The following is a 17112-nucleotide window of genomic DNA, read 5'->3' as shown; positions in this document are numbered from 1 at the left end:
CAGGCCACGGCGGACGTACCGATTGACGCGGGCGCTCCCAGCCTGGTCGAGGTACTGCTGAAACGGCTCGCCGGAGCAGGCCCGCCGGCCCGGCAGATCTGGCTTCCGCCGCTGTCGACGGCGTCGACGCTCGACTCGCTGCTGCCCAGCGTCGTACCCCATCCGGTCTTCGGCATGTCCGTCGACGACCTCTCTATGCGTGCACGCCTCCGGGTGCCGGTCGGGGTGGTGGACAAGCCGCAGGACCAGCTTCGGGAGCTGCTCGTCGTGGACCTGTCCGCAGCGGATGGCCACGTCGGCATCGCCGGTGCCCCACAGAGCGGCAAATCAACTCTGCTGCGGACGCTGATGCTGGCGCTGGCGTTGACGAACACCCCGGTTGAGGTGCAGTTCTACGGTCTCGACTTCGGTGGCGGTGGCCTCACCTCGGTCGCCGGGCTGCCACACGTCGGATCGATCGCCACCCGGCTGGAGCGGGACCGGGTGGTGCGTACGCTGGAGGAGATCAGCCAGGTCATGGAGCGGCGCGAGGTCGAGTTCACCGAGCGTGGGCTGGACTCCATGACGTCGTACCTGGCGGCTCGGGGGCGGGGCGAGCTCCAGGACCCGTACGGCCACGTTTTTCTGGTCGTCGATGGCTGGTACACGATGAAGCAGGACTTTCCCGACCTGGAGAGCAAGTTCCAGGAGATCGCCTCCCGAGGTCTGTCGTTCGGGGTGCATGTCATCGTGACCACCACCCGATGGTCGGAGCTACGCACCTGGCTGCGCGACCTGCTGGGCACGAAGCTCGAACTGCGGCTGGCCGACTCGATGGAGTCGGAGTTCGGGTCCCGCAAGGCGGCGACGGTGCCGAACCAGCCCGGTCGCGGTCTCACCCCGGCCGGACTGCACTTCCTCGGCGCGCTGCCCCGGATCGACGGCCACGCCGCAACCGACGACCTGGCCGAGGCCACGAAGTCGGTCACCGAGGAAGCCGGCACCTTCTGGAACGGCCCGGCTGCCCCGCCGGTGCGCCTGCTGCCCACCCACCTGCTCGCGACCGAGCTGCCCGACCCGAGGCCCGAACTGCAGGTGTGCCTGGGTCTCGACGAACAACGCCTGGCTCCGGTGTGGCACGACTTCATGGTCACTCCGCACCTGCTGATCTTCGGCGACAACGAGACCGGCAAGACGAACCTGCTGCGCCTGATCCTGCGTGCGATTGGGCGGCGCTACACCCCCGAGCAGGCCAAGGTGGTGCTCGGTGACTCGCGCCGCGACCTGGACACCGCGATCGGCCAGAGCTACCAGGTCGGATCCAGCTTCACCGGCGACGGGCTGTTCGAGCTGGCGAGCAAGGCGTCGGTCTCGATCAACCGCCGGTTGCCCGGCGCAGACATCTCGTCCGATCGGATGCGCCGCCGGGACTGGTGGGAGGGTCCCGAGTTGTTCGTGGTCGTCGACGACTACGACCTGTTGACCCGTGGCACCGGCGTCGGCTCCACCTTGGATCCGTTGTTGCCGCTGCTGGCGCAGGGGGTCTACGTCGGCCTGCACGTGATCGTGGCCCGGAGCACGTCCGGCGCGATGCGGGCGATGGCGGATCCGGTCATCCGCCGCATGTGGGAGCTCGGCACCCCTGCGACGTTGTTCTCCTACCCCAAGGAGGAGGGCAGGTTTCTCGGCGAGGCGGCACCGCGACGCCTGCCGGCCGGACGCGCACAGCTGGTCACCCGCCGAGGTGTGCGGTTGATCCAGACCGGAAACGCGCTCGGGAAGGCGGACAGATGAGAGGACGACGCGGATGAACGCCGCTGTGCAGGCCGACAAGTGTCGTGTCACCGTGGTCGGACCCCAACGCCGGGTCGACCTGGCGGTTCCGGTGACCACCGCGGTCGCCGGTCTGCTGCCCGTTCTGGTCAGTCATGCCGTGCCGGCGCACCAGCAAAACGCTGCCAGCAGCAGCGGTTGGGTGCTCCAGCGGTTGGGTGAAGCGCCGTTCGAACTCAGCGGCACCCCGGAGACCCTGGAGTGGCTCAACGGCGAGGAAATCCACCTGCGCCGGGCCGAGGACCCCCTGCCCGAACTGGACTTCGACGACCTGGCCGAGGGTGTGGCGACGGTGGTCAACCGCCGGTCGGACCGCTGGCAGCCGGAGTACCGGCGGGTGCTGTTCCTGGTGCTCTCGGCGGTGGCGATGGTCGCCGTCGCGCTGGTGATCGTCGACCGTGGCCCGGTGCTGTCGCAGACCGTGTCCGCCGGCACGTTCGCCGCGGCGCTGCTGGCGGCGGCGCTGGTGGCCGGTCGTCGGCTGACCGACGGCGCCTTCGGACTGCTGTTCGGGTGCGGGTCAGCGTTCTTCGCCGCGGTGGCCGCGTCCAGTGCCCTTGACGGCGACCCGCAGGGCGTCGCCTTCACCGCACCGGCCGGGCTCGCCGCCGCCGCCGCGATCGTCGCGGTGACCGGCATCCTGCTGGTCAGCCAGCGAACGGTCACGCCGCGACTGCCATTCACGCCGCTGCTGTTGGCCGGCGTCTGCGCCGCGGTGGTCGCGGTGATCCTGCTGTCGCGCTCGCTCGCCGGGATGACCGCCCCGCGAGTCGCGGCGGTCGCCGCCGTAGTGCTCTTCGGCATGGTCGTGCTGGCACCCCGCGGCGCGGTGAAGTTCGCCCGGCTGCGCGGGCCGCAGCTACCCAAGACCGGCGCGGACATGCAGTTCGACATCGAGCCGGAAGACCCCGAACTGGTGCGGTCGCGTACCGCCGATGCGAACACCTACCTGGTCGCCGGACTCGGCGCGGCGGCGCTGCTGCTGCCGTTCCTGTTCGCCTTCACCATGCGTACGCCCGGCTGGTCGGGGTGGACGCTGGTTGCCGTGCTCTCCGCCGCGGTGCTGCTGCGGGCCCGGTCGTTTCTTGGGCTCTGGCAGCGGATCTCGTTGGTGACCGCCGGTACCGTGGGATGTCTGCTGGTGATCGCCCACCTCTCCGGCACGCTGTCGATGGGCGGTCGCTACCTGCTGGTGGCGGGTCTGGTCGGGCTGCTCGTGCCACTTGTCCTGGCGGCGATGCGTCCCTGGCCGCGGCGGATGCTTCCGTTCTGGGAGTACGCGGCCACGTTCTTCGACGTGGTCACCGCAGTGGCCGTGTTGCCGGTGCTTGCTCAGGTGCTCGGCCTGTACGGCTGGGCCCGCGGGCTGTTCGGGTAGGGCGACGTGCAGACCCAGCGAGATCATGTCCACGCCCACCAGTTCATGATGGGCCGGCTCAGCTCGGCCCTGGTCCTGGGCGACCCGGCCGGCGCCGAGGTGCCCGGCCGCCGGGCCCTCACCGGCCTGATCATCGGTGTCCTCATTGCCACGCTGGTGGTGGCCGGCTTCGGGGTTTACGGCTGGATCGTTCCCGGGGGCAGCAAGGCGTACCGGCAGCCGGGGCTGATCCTGGTGGAGAAGGAGAGCGGTAACCGCTACGTCTACTCCGACGGACTGCTGCACGCCGTGCCCGACCTGCCGGCGGCGCTGCTCCGGCAGGGCGCCAGCGCGAAGGTGAAGCTGGTCTCGCGGGCGTCGCTCGCCGGTGTGCCGCGTGGCCTGGCGCTCGGCATACCGGACGGGCCGCGCAGCGTCCCGGCACCCGAGTTGTTCGTCCACGGCCCGTGGCTGGCCTGCCTGCCCGACAACCCGGATGGCCGGAGGCTGGGCCTCGAACTCGATCCCCGCGCGCTGTTCACGCCGATCCCGCCGGAGCGGCTCAGCGTGGTACGCGACCAGTCCGGCACGATCCATCTGCTCACCAAGGGGTACCGGCATCGGGTGACGGACGACGCTGTGCTGGTCGCCCTCGGCGTGACCGAGGCCCGTGCGGCACTGGCGCCCGAGTCGTGGCTCAGTCAGATTCCGGCCGGTGTGGAGCTGGGTTCCGCGGTGGTTCCCGGAAGGGGACGTCCCGGCCCGTCTGTCGCCGGCCGGTCGTACGACATCGGGACCCTGTTCCGGCAGAGCGCGGGCACCGGCGGCGAGCAGTTCTTCGTGCTCCGAGCGGACGGCCTGGCGACGATGAGCCACACCGAGTTCCTGGTCGCCGAGGTCCGCAGCGGCGCCAAGCCGGTCACCCTGAACGGTGCGGACCTGCTGACCGCGCCCCGATCGGCGGACCGGTCGCTGCTCGACCGGCTGCCCGATCTGGCCGGCGCGGCGGAGCACCGGCTCGACGATCAGGTTCTCTGCCTGCGTCAGGCTCCCGTCTCGACGGACTCCGTGAGCAGCCTGCTGGTCGAGATGCCGCGTTCTGTGGCACCCATGGACAACGCCGGTCGTGGCACGGTGCGGGGCCCGGTCGGCGGTGGGATGGCGGTGGTCGGCGTGCCGACGGCGCGGGACGGCGACCCGCCGGTCTTTTTCGTCTCCTCGGCAGGGGTCGCCTTCCGGCTGAAGGATGCGGCGGCAGCGGCGGCGCTGAAGATCGATCAGGTGAGACCGGTCCCGTTCCCCCAGGAACTGCTGGCCGCACTGCGGCCGGGACCGACGCTGAGCCGCGAGGCCGTCACCGTCCTCGTAGAAGGGTAGGCCGACATGGCATCCGCGATCTGGCGCACCCGCCGCCGCAGTGACGACTCCGAGCGGATCGTACGGCACATGGTGGGCAACGCGATGGTCCTGCACGCCCCCGACGCCATCAGCCCGGAGGCGCAGTCGCTCGCCCTGTCGATCATCGAGGACGTCGAGAACGACGTGGTCGTCCTCGATCTCGGCGACGGTCTTGCCATCGACTCCTGGGAGTCCATGGCGAACGTCCTGCCCCGGCGCCGTCGCGGCATCCGCCTGATGGCCTGCGGACGGCAGCGCAGTTCCGCGGCGATGGCCGGGCAGTGGCTGTCGGAGCGGCTGAACCGTACCGTCATCGCACCCAACGGCGACCTGGTACGAGGCGCCGGCGGCGCGCTTCTGGTGCATTCGAGCTGGGACAGTGGCTGGGTGCGCTTCCGGCCAGGGCGCCCACCGAGCTGGGACGCCAAGCGCTATCCGACACCGGCCTGGGACCGAGCGGTCACCGACAACCGGGCGACGAGCGCCAACGGCGAGATCGAGCCCCTCCCGGGCGGCGTGTGGATCCACGACACCCGCCACCCGGAGACGGTCGACCGGCACCGGCAGCAGCTCATCGACGATCTGCCGTGCCACCCGGACACGATGACGGTGCTGCTGGGCTGCCCCGGCACTCCGCCGCTGTCGCTCGACGACGTGGTGCGGTTCTGGCGCGACCTCGATCCGGATGTGCGGGCCCGGGCCCGCTTCGTGCAGTACGGCGAGGTCCGGCTTCCCGAGGGCGAGCCGCTCGGGCAGGCCCTGGCCGACCTGTTCGGTGCCGCGGTGGTCTGCTACACCGGCGTGCCGGTCGGCACGCCGCGAGACTGGCAGATCCGCACGGTACTTCCGGACGGCACCCTGGGATGGCCGCCGTTCGCCATCGAGCTGGGATACACCCCGCGGGCACACGAGAACACCCGGGCCCACCGTCCGACGGTGCTCAGCCATCGGCCACCGCTGCGCTGGACGGAGGAGATCGACTCCCGCGTCTACTGGTACGCCGCGGACGCGGTGGTCGAGGTGGTCGAGGCGGGGCTCTGGGTGCGCGCAGTGGATGAGCCGGGCAATTCCGAACGGGTGCGCGCCACGCCGCTGAACACGCAGGGTGTGTCACTCATCTTCGACGACTCGGAGGCCAAGCGCGCCGACCGGATGCGGGAACTGGCCGAGGACCTCGCGGCACGGCTGCCGGAACGGCAGGGCGGGACGCTGGTCGCCGCGTCGGTGCTCAGCCCGGGTAACAAGCCGGCGGGCCGGGCGGGCGCGTTCCTCGACGCCACTGCGGTCGGCACCGAGAGCAGTGTCCGGGTGGAGGTTGCGGCAGCACCGGCCTTGCAGGTGCCGGCGCCGTCGGCCGTCGCGGCAGTGGCGGCGGTGGTCGAGTCGCCTGCGGTGGAGTCTCCTGCCGAGCGGACGGTTGCGCTGCGCCTGCCCACGGCATCCTTGCCGGTCGCCGAGCCCCAGCATGCCCGAGGCGTGGCCCCGATCGGTCGTGTTGATCAGCCAGCGTCGCCCCTACCGGCTGTGGTCGTGCCTCCCGTGCCTCCTGTGCCTCCCGTGCCGCCCCCGCCTCCCGTGCCGCGCGTGGTGCCGCCTGCGCCGCCCGTGCCGCCTCCGCCCGCTCTGGTCGTGCCTCCCGTGCCTCCCGTGCCACCAGCGCCTCCCGTGCCCGCGCCGGCTGCACCGGCTGTGCCGCCCGCACCGGCTGTGCCGCCCGCACCGGCTGTGCCGGCTGTGGTCGTCCCTCCCGCGCCGGCCGCCGAGCCGCTCGCGGCGGACCCGGCGCCGGCGGTGGCCCCACCGTCACTGCCGGCCGGCGTCGTCCTGCCGGTCGACGTCGAGACGACGGCGGAGATCCCCGCCCCAGCACCGGTACGGGCGGCCGAGCCGACGGAACCGCCAGCCGAAGCGGCATCCGAATCCGCCCCACCCGGCGCGACCGTCGACGCCGTTCGGGTGCAGCCCGTCCCGGCCGCATCGGCGGGCGCGCTGCTGCCGTCCCGGCCCCTGGACGAGGAACGCGCCTGGCTCCGCCGGACGCTGAGCCGGGAGTTCGATCACATGGCGTCCTCGGTGTCGCGGATCATCTCCGAGCACCCCGGTCTACAGTCCGGTGGAACCTCGCCGGGCGACCTGCTCGCCGACTCGGTCGCCGTGCGGTTGTACCTCACCCGTCGCGGTGAGCGCGTCGACGCGGCCCTGCGGACCGGCGCGGCCGGTCCGCACGTGCCGTTCGCCCGGTGCGTCGTTGCCGGCCTGTCGCGGCTTCCGTCGTTTCGCGGGACCACGGTGTTCCGCATCTCGCCCCACGAGCGGGAGTGGGAGCTCTACCGCGGTCGCAAGCTGGTCACGGACTGGTCATTCGTCAATGCGCTGACCCAGCCGCTCGAAGGCCAGGAGGGCGACACCGACCTGCTGATCTGGTCGATGACGGCCCGGCGTACGACGCTGTTCGAACCGGAGGGCGCGGAACGCAACGAGAACCGCGTGCTGTTCCTGCCGGGAACCAGCTTCAAGATTCTCGAGATGCGGACGCCCACCGACGGCGAACGCGGAGCGATCATGCTGCGCGAGATCGGCGCCAACGAGATCGACGCGAACGGCCGGGTCGACCAGAACAGTGCGTCGCTGGACACACTGGCGGGCACCGCTCTGCACCGCAGCCTGGAGCGCTGGTCGCAATCGCCGTCGCCGGCGCGGATCACCGCCGCGACCGGTGGCCGTTTCCGGGTACTGCCCGGCCTGGACAGAGAGGGTGCGGGTCGATGAGCCGACAGGTGCTGACGGTGGGTGGGGCACAGCCGGGCGGTTTCGCGACGATCGGTGCCGCCGTCGCCCGGGCCGAACCGGACGCGACGATCATCGTGCACCCCGGGCGGTACGCGGAACCGCTGGTGCTCGACAAGCGGGTGACGATCAGCGCGGGTCCGGGCGGCCCGGTCGAGGTGCACGTCGAAGAGGGCAGCGTGCTGGTCGTACGCGGCGGAGGCGCCCAGTTGCGGGGCGTGACGCTGGTCAGTGACGATCCGCAGTTGGCCGCCCTGGACGTCTACGCCGGCGAGGTGGCGCTCGACGACTGCCGGGTCGCCGGCGCGGCGTGGACTGCCCTGCTCGCCCGGATTGACGGCACCCTGGCCCTGCGCGGCTGCGACGTCCGAGCCCCGTCGGGCGCCGGGATCGTGGTGATCTCGCCAGGCGCCAGCACCGTCGAGGACACCCTGGTGCACGACGTCGGTACCTCCGGTGTGGTGGTCAGCGAGCACGGGTCCCTGACCCTGCGGCGCTGCGTGGTCCGGGGCGCCAAGGCGAACGGGGTGTGTGCCAACGGCGAAGCCCGGCTCGTCATGGAGCAGTGCGAGGTGGTCGCCGCGGCCAAACCGGCGATCGTCGTCGAGCAACGTGCCGTCGCCCAGGTCCGGCACCTGACCGTCACCGACAGCGCCAACGTGGACCTGTTCCTCCGTGGCGAGATCGACGTGACGATAAGCGATTCCACCTTCAGTGGCGCCGCGGTGCAGTCGGCGCACATCACCGACGGTGCCGCCCCTCGCTTCGCCCGCTGCACGTTCAGCAGTGTCGGTCACACCGCGATCCACGTCGGCGGCCGGGCGCGGCCGGAGTTCACCGAGTGCACCGTCACCGACACCCTGGTCGGCGTACACGCCGAGAACGCCAGCCCGCACCTGCACGGCCTGGCGGTACGCGGCACGAGCGAGCACGTCGCCATCGTGGCCGGGGAGAGCGCGGTGACGCTGCGGGGCCTACGGGCAGATTCGACGGGCGGCATCGCGGTGCGCGACGGAGCCAGCGTCGACGGTGCCGACCTGGTCCTGGATGGTGTGGCCGCGCCAGTGCTGACGCTGGTGGACGGGTCCCGGGCCGTGCTGCGCGACGTGCGGGTGACCGCCACCGGTCCGGACGCGCTGACCGCTACCGGCAGCTCCCACCTGGACCTGCGGTCGGCGGTACTGACGGGCGCGGGCCTACGGGTGGACGACGCCACGTTGGACGTGACCGACACCGAGATCCGCGAGGCGGTGCGGGATGCGCTGCTGGTGCAGCAGGGGGCCACGGTCACCGCGACCCGGCTGCGGGTGCGGCGGGCCGGCGGCGACGGTGTCCGGTTGACCAGCGGTGGTCGCGGTGACTTCACCGACTGCGAGGTCCTCGACAGCGCCGTCACCGGATTCAACGTGGAGACCACCGAGCCGGTGTCACTGGTGCGATCGGTCGTCCGTAACAGCGGCAAGGACGACCTGCGCCGGGCGGAGGGATCCCAGCTGACGGTGAAGTCGCTGAGCAGCGGCGCCCAGCCGGACGGCCCGGTGCCGGATCAGGCCGTCCGGCACGACACCGAGGCGCAGCCGCCGGACGACCAGGGATCCGAGGAGCTGAGCGGTCCACTGGGGGAACTCAATGCGCTGATCGGGCTGCGGGACGTCAAGAAAGAGGTCACCGCGCTGATCAACCTGATGAAGATGGCGCAGGTGCGGCAGCAGCGGGGTCTGCCGATGCCGCCGATGAGCCGGCACCTGGTCTTCGCCGGGCCACCGGGCACCGGTAAGACTACGGTCGCCCGCCTGTACGGCTCGGTCCTCGCCGAGCTCGGCATCCTGTCGAAGGGGCACATGGTCGAGGCGGCGCGCGCCGATCTGGTGGGGCAGTACATCGGATCGACCGCGATCAAGACGACCGAACTGGTCACCAAGGCCCTCGGGGGTGTGCTGTTCATCGATGAGGCGTACACCCTCTCGGCCGGCTCCGGCGGCTCCGGTCCGGACTTCGGCCAGGAGGCCATCGACGCGCTGATGAAGATGATGGAGGACCATCGGGACGAACTGGTGGTCATCGTCGCCGGTTACTCGGAGCTGATGGAGCAGTTCCTTGCCTCCAACCCCGGTCTGGCGTCCCGCTTCACGCGCACCGTCGAGTTTCCGAACTATTCCGTCGACGAACTGGTCACCATCACCTCGAACCTCTGCGGGAAGCACTACTACGAGCTGACCGACGACGCGGTGCGGGCACTCACGACGTACTTCGCGCGCATCCCGAAGAACGCGACGTTCGGCAACGGCCGGGTGGCCCGCAAACTCTTCGAAGCGATGATCAACAACCAGGCCTCTCGCCTCGCCGCCGAGCCGCCGTCCACGGAGACCCACCTTAACCGGCTCACTGCCGCCGACATCGCGCCGGAGCTGGCATCCCTCGCGGAGCTGCCGGTGGAGCAGACGACACAGCCGGACGTGGCCACCAACCCGCGCGAAGCCGTGGCGGCCTCTCGCACCTGGGCGCGCGTCGCCACCCTGGTCGGTGCGTCGTCCGTCCGCGAGGCACTCGGACAGACCGTGATGGAACTGGGTGGACTGCACGCCCGCCGACGGGCGTACGGCCGGTCCGCAAACATCGTCATCGCCGGACAGCCCGGCACCGGGCGACGCGAGTTCGCCCGGCTGTACGCGATGCTCCTGTCGGAACTGAACCTGGTTCCGATCGGTCAGCAGGTACGCATGTCCACCCGGGAGCAGCTCGCGCCGCAGTGGGCCGGGCAGGCCGACGACCTGATTCACACGGCGCTGCAGGAGGCGGCCGGTGGAGTCCTGATCGTCGAGGTCACGGGCGAGGATCAGGCCATTGAGGTGCTCGGCGCGCTCGTCGAGCAGGTCCGGGCCGATCCGAGCGGGCCCGTCGTCGTCCTGGTCGGCGAGCCCACCGAGCTGGCCGTGTTGCGTGCCTCGATGCCGGGCATCGCGGAGACATTCGGTCGGGAATGGACCGTACCGGCCTACTCCGCACCGGAGCTCGGCGAGATCGCGGTGCGGCACCTGCTGCGTCGCGGGCACATCGTCCCCGACGACGTGCGGGCCGCCATCGTCGAGCTGGCCGCGAACCTGCCCGAGCAGACGGTCCACGCGGCCCACCGGTTCTCACACGCCCTGACCCGTACGGCCGCATCGCGGACGCTGGCCCTCGCCGACCTCACCGGAACCGCCCCGGTGTCGACGTTCGGTGGCCTGTCGGCAGTCGGCTGAGCAGAAGTAAGGAGCACGAAATGCAACCTGCACTCGATCCGAACACGGCAGAGATCGAGAAGCGGCTGGCTGCCGCTACCGCCACCGGCCGCTCCGCCGACGGCATGGTCACCATCGTGGTGGGCGGACTCGGCAACGTCCGCGCCGTCCGCGTCGACCCGCGTGTGCTGCACCTCGACGAGGTGGCGCCCCTGGAGACGGCCGTCGCGGAGGCGCTACGCGCCGCGTTCGAATCCGGCCGCCGGCTGGTCACCGACGTCCTCGTGGCGATGGCGGCCGAGAATTCGTCCCCGCCCGGGGACTCAGGACAGCAGGCGGGCCAGGGCGCGGTGTTCGGCGACCGGGTCTGACTCGGGGAGCAGATAACCGCGCACGCGGATGTGCGCTAGCAACTCGTCGTCTGGGCTCAATGCATAGGTACGCAGGAAGTACCCGACCGCGTCGGTCCAGATCCACCACCCGTCGGTGCGGAAGCTCAACGGCACCACCAAACCTGCGCCCTCGTCGAAGGGGTCGCTCTCACGCGCTTCGGTGTGGAGCAATATGGTGCCGCCGTCCAGGTAGTCCAGCACGCGCTGCATCTCCTCGCCGTCGGAGAGCGCCGGACGGTCGGCCGAGAACTGCCCGCCGGTCGCGGGATGGTAGGCGTCGTAGACGCGGGCGACTGAGACCGGATGGGCATCGGCCGCGGCCCAGAGCAGCGCCGAGCAGCTACGGGCCAGTTGGTGATAGCGGGGTAGGACCGACCGGTGGTGAAAAGCCTCCACCTGAGGATGCTCCACTCCACTGTCGGCGAGGGCGCGCTGCACCTGCGCACAGGCGGCCGGTAGGTCGTGGGGGTCGGCCGCGACCAGCAGCAGATAGACCCGGACCGGTCGATCCTGAGCTGTAGGCTCCCGACGCCAGGCCCGCCAGAGGGCATCCCCGCCAGGGACTCCGCGCGCAGCGGCGACGGCAGCCTGATCCGCTGAGTCCAATGGGTCCGCATCTGCGGTCAGATCGAGCAGCAGCGGGGTGTTGCCTGCCGAATCGGCAATCGTCGGTGCGAACTCGAGATCCGGTGGCAGCGTGATGGACTCGGGCGAGACGACAACGGGCCACTCGGCGGTCCGTCCACCGGGCACGAGCGCGGCCAACAACTGGAGGTCGGTCTCGGTTATCGGTATTTGATGATCGACACCGGTGGTCACGACCGCACCGGCCGCCTCGGCAAGCCGTTGCTCGGCGAGGTGATCGCGCGCGGTGGTGAGGGCCGCGTCCGGTACCTGACCCGCCATGCGAAGCAACAGTTCGTGTAACGCCAGCATCAGGTCGCCGGCACCCTCGGTCACGATGATCTGCTCCGCTCGTCACTGGTGGCAATGGGACTATGCCCCCTACCCCCGGTGACGAATTGCGGGGCTGCCGGGTTCGACGTCGCGCGCTGCGAAATGTATGACCTGCGTCACATCGCGGCCGTCGCATCGATACTGCTTGACGTACTCGCGGTCAAGTTCGTGACCGGGGTGTCGGCTGAATACCGGAGGAGATGTCACCGTCACCGACGGTACCGTTTCCTGGGCTGGTTTGTCGGTGCGGCCGGTTCGTGCTTGAACGGATAGCGGCGGTAGTAGGTTCACCGCCTGAGCGGTGTAACTTCTCACGACGATCAACATTCGTGAAATCTGGTCGCCGACCCGCCCCGCCACTACGCTGCTTGGAGCAAGTTCACCGCAGTCGCATGCGGTGAACGGTTCTTTGCTAGGGGGGCTCGTGAGCATTTCCATTCCCGCGATCGATGTACAGACCGGTGGTCTGCACGTGGCGGCTGGCGGGGGCATTCCCAGGTGATTTTCCGGCGACCTCTACACACTGCGTCTTCAAGAACCCGGACCGGCGGCTCCATCGGTATCGTGGAGGCGAGTGTGCCGCCGTGTGGAGGGGACTACCGGCGATATCGTTCACATTCCGCGTATGGTTCGCCACGTATGCAGGTCGACACTTGGCGCCCGGGACGTTTTGACGAGCGCATGTTGGGCCTGTTCCACAAGTATGGCGTGGAGGCGGTGTAGTTCGGAATGCGTTCGGCATGGGCGGCCGGTCCGAATAAACGGCTGCCATGCCGCGTGTCGCTGGTTGGAGTGCGAAGGATCGTCCATCGGCGACGACCGAGATCAGGACGCGCCAATGTCACCCCGCCGAGGTCAACTCTTCATCGAGGGGCGGAAGGTCGACGACGGACGGCTGGCGGAGAAAGCTGCGCCAGACGGCAGCAGCATTGTCGACGAGCTTGCGTTCGCTGAGATCCATCAAACCGGTCAGGCTGGTCACCTCGGCAGCCACGGCGCCGTCGGAGCGTCGGGCGATTGATTGAATTACCTTGATGGTCTTCGACGACGGGAATTCGAACCGCGATTCGACATCGATTTCGTCGCCGAGCACGAGCTCGCGGAGGTAAGTGATGGAGACGTTCAGTTCCACCGGGCTGAAGCCCGCTCCGGAAAGTTTCCTGACCGAAAGCCCTGCCTGCGCGACTGCGATCCAGCGGGCGTGTTGGGCGTAGTTGAGGTATCGGGCGCTCTGCACGTGACCGTTCGCATCGATGTCGTCGCTACGGATGATGATGTGTGTCGAGTGCGGCATTGTGTCTCCGTCGTCAGGGGTATTGAGGTGTCCTCTGACCTGTACCAACGCGTGGGAGGCGTCTGGGTTCAGTGGCCGCCCTGGCCGACCTTGTGGCGTCGACACGCTCCGTCGACCAGGGCCTCGAGCCGCGCGACAGAGGTGCATCAGTTGAATGACCTATCTTCTCGGTCCGCGCCAGGACCGGTGAGGTGATGATGTGCGGCAATCGACGGCACCGGCATGGTGGGCAGAGTCGGACCGGTCCCGTACCTCTGTGGAGCCGGTGCCGGGACGCCTTCCGCCACAGAGATGAATGACTGATTCAGGGGTCGAACGCCAGTGAGAAGGTGGGCTACCAGGACGCATCGGTGGGAGCGCGTCGGGCGGGACTCGTCGTCCGCACACCCCGGCGAAGCGGCACCGCCATGACAGCCCTGTCCGCCGAAACCATCGGCCGGCATCGAGTGAAGGATCTGCTGTGAGCGCTGAACTGAAAGTTCTGTCTGTCGGTTACGCGGGTGAAAGGGTCGCGGGGACCGTCGTGCTGGTGCGTGACGGGGATTTCATCGCTGTGATCGATCCGGGCATGGTGGCCGACCGGGCCCTGATACTCGATCCGCTCGTCGACGAAGGGCTGGACGCCGACGACGTGACGGATGTCCTGTTCAGTCACCACCATCCGGACCACACCATCAACGCGGCGCTGTTCCCGAACGCCCGTGTCCACGACTTCCAGGCCACCTATCACCGGGATCTGTGGGTGCCCCGCCAGTTCGACGAGAAGTCCGGCCACAGCCGGCTCGCTCCTTCGGTACGAATGGTGCGGACACCCGGACATACCACGCAGGACGTCACGACTTTCGTGGAAACCGGGGACGGTCTGGTGGCGTGCACGCATCTGTGGTGGTCGGATGCCGGACCCGCGGACGATCCGTTTGCCGCCGACCGCGACGTGCTGCGCCGGTCACGGGAAAGGGTGCTCGCACTGGAACCACGACTCATCGTGCCGGGGCACGGAGCGCCCTTCACCCCCGGCACGGCGACACCGGTCTAGGGCCGGTGTCGAAGTCCCTGGTCGGCCAGCGGCACGCGACGACCGTCACAGCCGAAGTCGGTGGGTCAGGGTTACCTCGACCAGCGCGTTGCCGACTTCGACAAGCACAGCGACGACTTGTGCCTGGAGCGTCAGGTGCACCCGACGAGACGCACGCGCATCGGTCAGGAACGACGAGATGGACCGGCCCCGGAACGGGAACGAAGACGATGCCGCGGGCAGGTCGCAGCCGATCAGACGATCCTGACATATGTGCAGGATCCACGGCAGAAAGGTGTATCCGTGATTAACGACGCTGACAGGTCCCCGCCCTTGCTGTTCGAGGTCCTCGGCCCCATCCGGGTGCGGCGCAACGGCCAGGAACTTGACCTGGGCCCCCGTCAGCAGCGGTTGATCCTGGCTCTGCTGCTTGCTCGTGGAGGTGAGCCCGTCGGCACCGCGGACGTGATCTCGATGCTGTGGGGCAGCCAGCCGCCGGCGAGCGCTGTCAACATCGTCCATCGCTATGTGGGTAACCTGCGTCGCCTCTTCGAGCCGCACATCGGGCCTCGGGTGCGGGGGCGGTGGCTCTGTTCCGACGCATCCGGATACCGCATCCACGTGGACGAGAAGAACCTCGATCTGCTCTCTTTCCGCAGGCTGGGACTGGAGGCACGCGCGGCGATCGGCGCCGGACGACCGGACGCGGCGTTGACCGCGTACTCCCAGGCCCTGGACATGTGGCGGGGCCCGTGCGCAGGAGCCCCGGACCTGTTGGCGGAGCGGTTCGACGCCTTCAGCGCCGTCGACCAGGAGTGCGTCGGGCATGCCATCGACGCGGTGGACCTGTCGCTGCGCCTGGGGTCCGGTCACGCCATGCTTTACCCGCTGCGGCGCATGGCGACGCATCACCTCTATGACGAGCGGCTCCAAGCCAGGCTCATGATGGTGCTGTCTGCCGTCGGTCAGCAGGCGGAGGCGATCGCCCGCTTTCACATGCTCCGTCGAAAGCTCCGGGACGAACTCGGCGTCGACCCTGGCCCCGAACTTCACTTGGCGTATCGCCAACTTCTTCAGCACTCCAGCGCGCCGCAGGAGACCGAGCAGCGCCAACAGATAACCGGTACGGCACAGCAGAGACCAGACACCTGCCACGCCGTGTCTCAAGCGAGCGAATCGCCCGACCGCAATCTGCAATCACATTATGACGGCGTGACTCATACCGCGTCGATCACCGTTAGTGCCGACGACATCGGCACCAACGGAAATGTTCGCAGCTCGAAATACCTCGATTATTCGATCCATGCCCGGTGGGCGGCGCTCGCCGATGCCGGGCTGTCCATCAAAGAACTGGCAGCGGCCGGCCTCGGGCCGGTGGAACTGGACGTATCGATCAAATACCTGCGCGAGCTGGTTCTCGGCGACGAGGTGGATGTCGTGACCCGGTTCGAGTACCCGTCTCCGAAGATCGTTCGGCTCGTCCAGTCACTGTTCAGACGGTCCGACGGAGCGTTGGCTGCCGTGGTGACCAGCGTGACGGGGCTGATGGACATCGCGCAACGGCGACTGGTCGACGACGCGGCCGCGGCCTGGGCGGTCTTCCTGCGTGATGTCGCGGTTGTCGACCTCGCGGAGAGCTCCGACAGCGACCAGTCGCAGCGTGGCGCTCAGAGGTAGTGCGGGCTCACCTCTGCCGGCTGTCGTCCGACGGATCAGACCGCGGCGGCAGCCCGCAGAATGATGCCGGCGACCGCCTGCGGCCGTGACGCCGGGAGAGGGTGTGCGGCGCCCGGGAGCTCCACGGATTCCTGGGCACTGGCCCGATCAGCCATGAAACGGGACGCCTCGACCGGAATGACCGGGTCGCGCCGGCTGTAGATGAACCAGGACGGGATGAACCGCCAGGCCGGCTCGCCGCAGGGCTCGCCGTGTGCGGCGCCGCTGGCCGGGTTCACCTGGATCGCCTGGTCGAGCAGGGTGCCAGGGAACCTCCCGGTCAGGTCCGGCCCGCTCTCGCCCTTGTCCGGCGCGATCGACGCGACATAGACGAGCGCCTTGACGTTGTCGTGGTCGGTGGCGGCGTCTGTGGCAACCACACCGCCGTACGCGTGGCCGGCGAGCACGATCGGCCCGCTGATGCTCGCCAGCACCGACGACAGGTACGCGGCGTCCCCGGGGAGGTTGCGCAGTGGATTGGCGACCTCGATCACCCGATGTCCCGCTCGGCGCAGCCGCCTGGTCACATGCTGCCAACGGGTGGCATCGGTGCACGCGCCCTGTACCAGGACAACCGTTGGGTTCATCCGTCGATCACCGGCGGAATGTCTCGGTGCCGTCGAGCGCCTCTCGAAGGAATTTCATGGCGTAGTGCGCGCGTGATTTGACGGTGCCGACGGGAACGCCGAGCCGTGCTGCGGCCTGCTCGAGGGAGTTCCCCTTCACGTGCAACTCGACGAGAACGGACCGGTGCGCGGGACTCAGCCCGGCGATGGCCTGCTGCAACGTCAACTTGGCGATCACGGTCTCCGCAGCTTCGCTTCCGACACCGACGGGTTCGGTGTCGACCAGGCTGATCTCCGCCGGTCGCGACTGCCGCTTGCGGTACGCGTCGATGGCCAGTCGTCGGGCCACGGTGAACAGCCAGCGGCGCTGAGACTCGGGTTCGATCGGCACCGCGTCGAGGCTGCGCCAGGCGCGCAGCATCGTTTCCTGCACCAGATCCTCGGCGGTGTGGGCGGAGTCCGACGACACCAGACTCCGCAGGAAACGCAGCAGTGCGCGGCCATTGTTGCGGTGGATTTCCTGAAGGCAGACCTCGGATTCGGGCAGTTCTGCGCTCCTGGGCGCAGTGGCGATGGTCATGGCTTATCCCCCCAGTA

12 protein-coding genes and 1 pseudogene are annotated in these 17112 nt (G+C 69.3%); 8 read left to right on the top strand and 5 right to left on the bottom strand.

Annotated features, from left to right (window positions below; genetic code table 11):
* Nucleotides 1-33 precede the first annotated feature (33 nt).
* From eccCb to Vgi01_RS23840, 6 genes and pseudogenes are all read left to right on the top strand, one after another.
* Nucleotides 34-1773, top strand: a pseudogene (eccCb, locus tag Vgi01_RS31490) (type VII secretion protein EccCb); the annotation flags it as partial.
* Nucleotides 1774-1786: 13 nt separating this feature from the next.
* Complete coding sequence (gene eccD, locus Vgi01_RS23860) at nt 1787-3190, top strand: type VII secretion integral membrane protein EccD (protein ID WP_204292476.1); 1404 nt, start codon at nt 1787-1789, stop codon at nt 3188-3190.
* 6 nt (nt 3191-3196) lie between these two features.
* Nucleotides 3197-4546, top strand: a complete 1350-nt coding sequence (gene eccB / locus Vgi01_RS23855) for a type VII secretion protein EccB (protein ID WP_204292475.1) — start codon at nt 3197-3199, stop codon at nt 4544-4546.
* Nucleotides 4547-4552: 6 nt separating this feature from the next.
* On the top strand, nt 4553-7336 hold the full coding sequence (locus Vgi01_RS23850; protein ID WP_204292474.1) for a hypothetical protein: 2784 nt from the start codon (nt 4553-4555) through the stop codon (nt 7334-7336).
* Nucleotides 7333-10596, top strand: a complete 3264-nt coding sequence (locus Vgi01_RS23845) for a right-handed parallel beta-helix repeat-containing protein (RefSeq protein ID WP_204292473.1) — start codon at nt 7333-7335, stop codon at nt 10594-10596. Before Vgi01_RS23850 ends, Vgi01_RS23845 begins: the two co-directional genes overlap by 4 nt.
* A 20-nt stretch (nt 10597-10616) precedes the next feature.
* Nucleotides 10617-10946 carry a YbaB/EbfC family nucleoid-associated protein gene (locus tag Vgi01_RS23840; RefSeq protein ID WP_204292471.1) on the top strand — a complete coding sequence of 110 codons (330 nt, stop codon included), beginning with the start codon at nt 10617-10619 and terminating at the stop codon, nt 10944-10946.
* Here the strand turns inward: Vgi01_RS23840 and Vgi01_RS23835 are convergent.
* Nucleotides 10899-11927 (bottom strand): hypothetical protein, encoded by a 1029-nt coding sequence (locus tag Vgi01_RS23835; RefSeq protein WP_204292469.1) that lies wholly within the window; start codon nt 11925-11927, stop codon nt 10899-10901. The two genes, Vgi01_RS23840 and Vgi01_RS23835, sit on opposite strands and share 48 nt — an antisense overlap.
* An 838-nt stretch (nt 11928-12765) precedes the next feature.
* Nucleotides 12766-13218, bottom strand: coding sequence for an acyl-CoA thioesterase (locus Vgi01_RS23830; protein ID WP_204292467.1), 453 nt, complete (start codon nt 13216-13218; stop codon nt 12766-12768).
* A gap of 460 nt (nt 13219-13678) precedes the next feature.
* On the opposite strand from Vgi01_RS23830, the gene Vgi01_RS23825 reads away from it, so the two are divergent.
* Nucleotides 13679-14254, top strand: a complete 576-nt coding sequence (locus tag Vgi01_RS23825; RefSeq protein ID WP_204292465.1) for an MBL fold metallo-hydrolase — start codon at nt 13679-13681, stop codon at nt 14252-14254.
* Nucleotides 14255-14299: 45 nt separating this feature from the next.
* On the opposite strand, the gene Vgi01_RS23820 is transcribed toward Vgi01_RS23825, so the two are convergent.
* On the bottom strand, nt 14300-14755 hold the full coding sequence (locus Vgi01_RS23820) for a hypothetical protein (RefSeq protein WP_204292463.1): 456 nt from the start codon (nt 14753-14755) through the stop codon (nt 14300-14302).
* 99 nt (nt 14756-14854) lie between these two features.
* Here Vgi01_RS23820 and Vgi01_RS23815 point away from each other — a divergent pair, with 99 nt between their 5' ends.
* Nucleotides 14855-15910: a BTAD domain-containing putative transcriptional regulator gene (locus tag Vgi01_RS23815; RefSeq protein ID WP_204292461.1), complete on the top strand. Its 1056-nt coding sequence runs from the start codon at nt 14855-14857 to the stop codon at nt 15908-15910.
* Between the two features lie 35 nt (nt 15911-15945).
* On the opposite strand, the gene Vgi01_RS23810 is transcribed toward Vgi01_RS23815, so the two are convergent.
* The gene (locus Vgi01_RS23810) at nt 15946-16536 is read right to left on the bottom strand and encodes an alpha/beta fold hydrolase (RefSeq protein ID WP_204292459.1); all 591 of its coding nucleotides are present in this window, start codon (nt 16534-16536) and stop codon (nt 15946-15948) included.
* 7 nt (nt 16537-16543) lie between these two features.
* Nucleotides 16544-17095: a sigma-70 family RNA polymerase sigma factor gene (locus Vgi01_RS23805; RefSeq protein ID WP_102658944.1), complete on the bottom strand. Its 552-nt coding sequence runs from the start codon at nt 17093-17095 to the stop codon at nt 16544-16546.
* Between the last annotated feature and the right edge of the window lie 17 nt (nt 17096-17112).

Source organism: Micromonospora gifhornensis (genome assembly GCF_016863515.1).
Taxonomy (GTDB): Bacteria; Actinomycetota; Actinomycetes; order Mycobacteriales; family Micromonosporaceae; genus Micromonospora; species Micromonospora gifhornensis.
The sequence above is the reverse complement of the archived record's forward strand: the minus strand, read 5'-3'. Positions and strand labels throughout refer to the sequence as shown.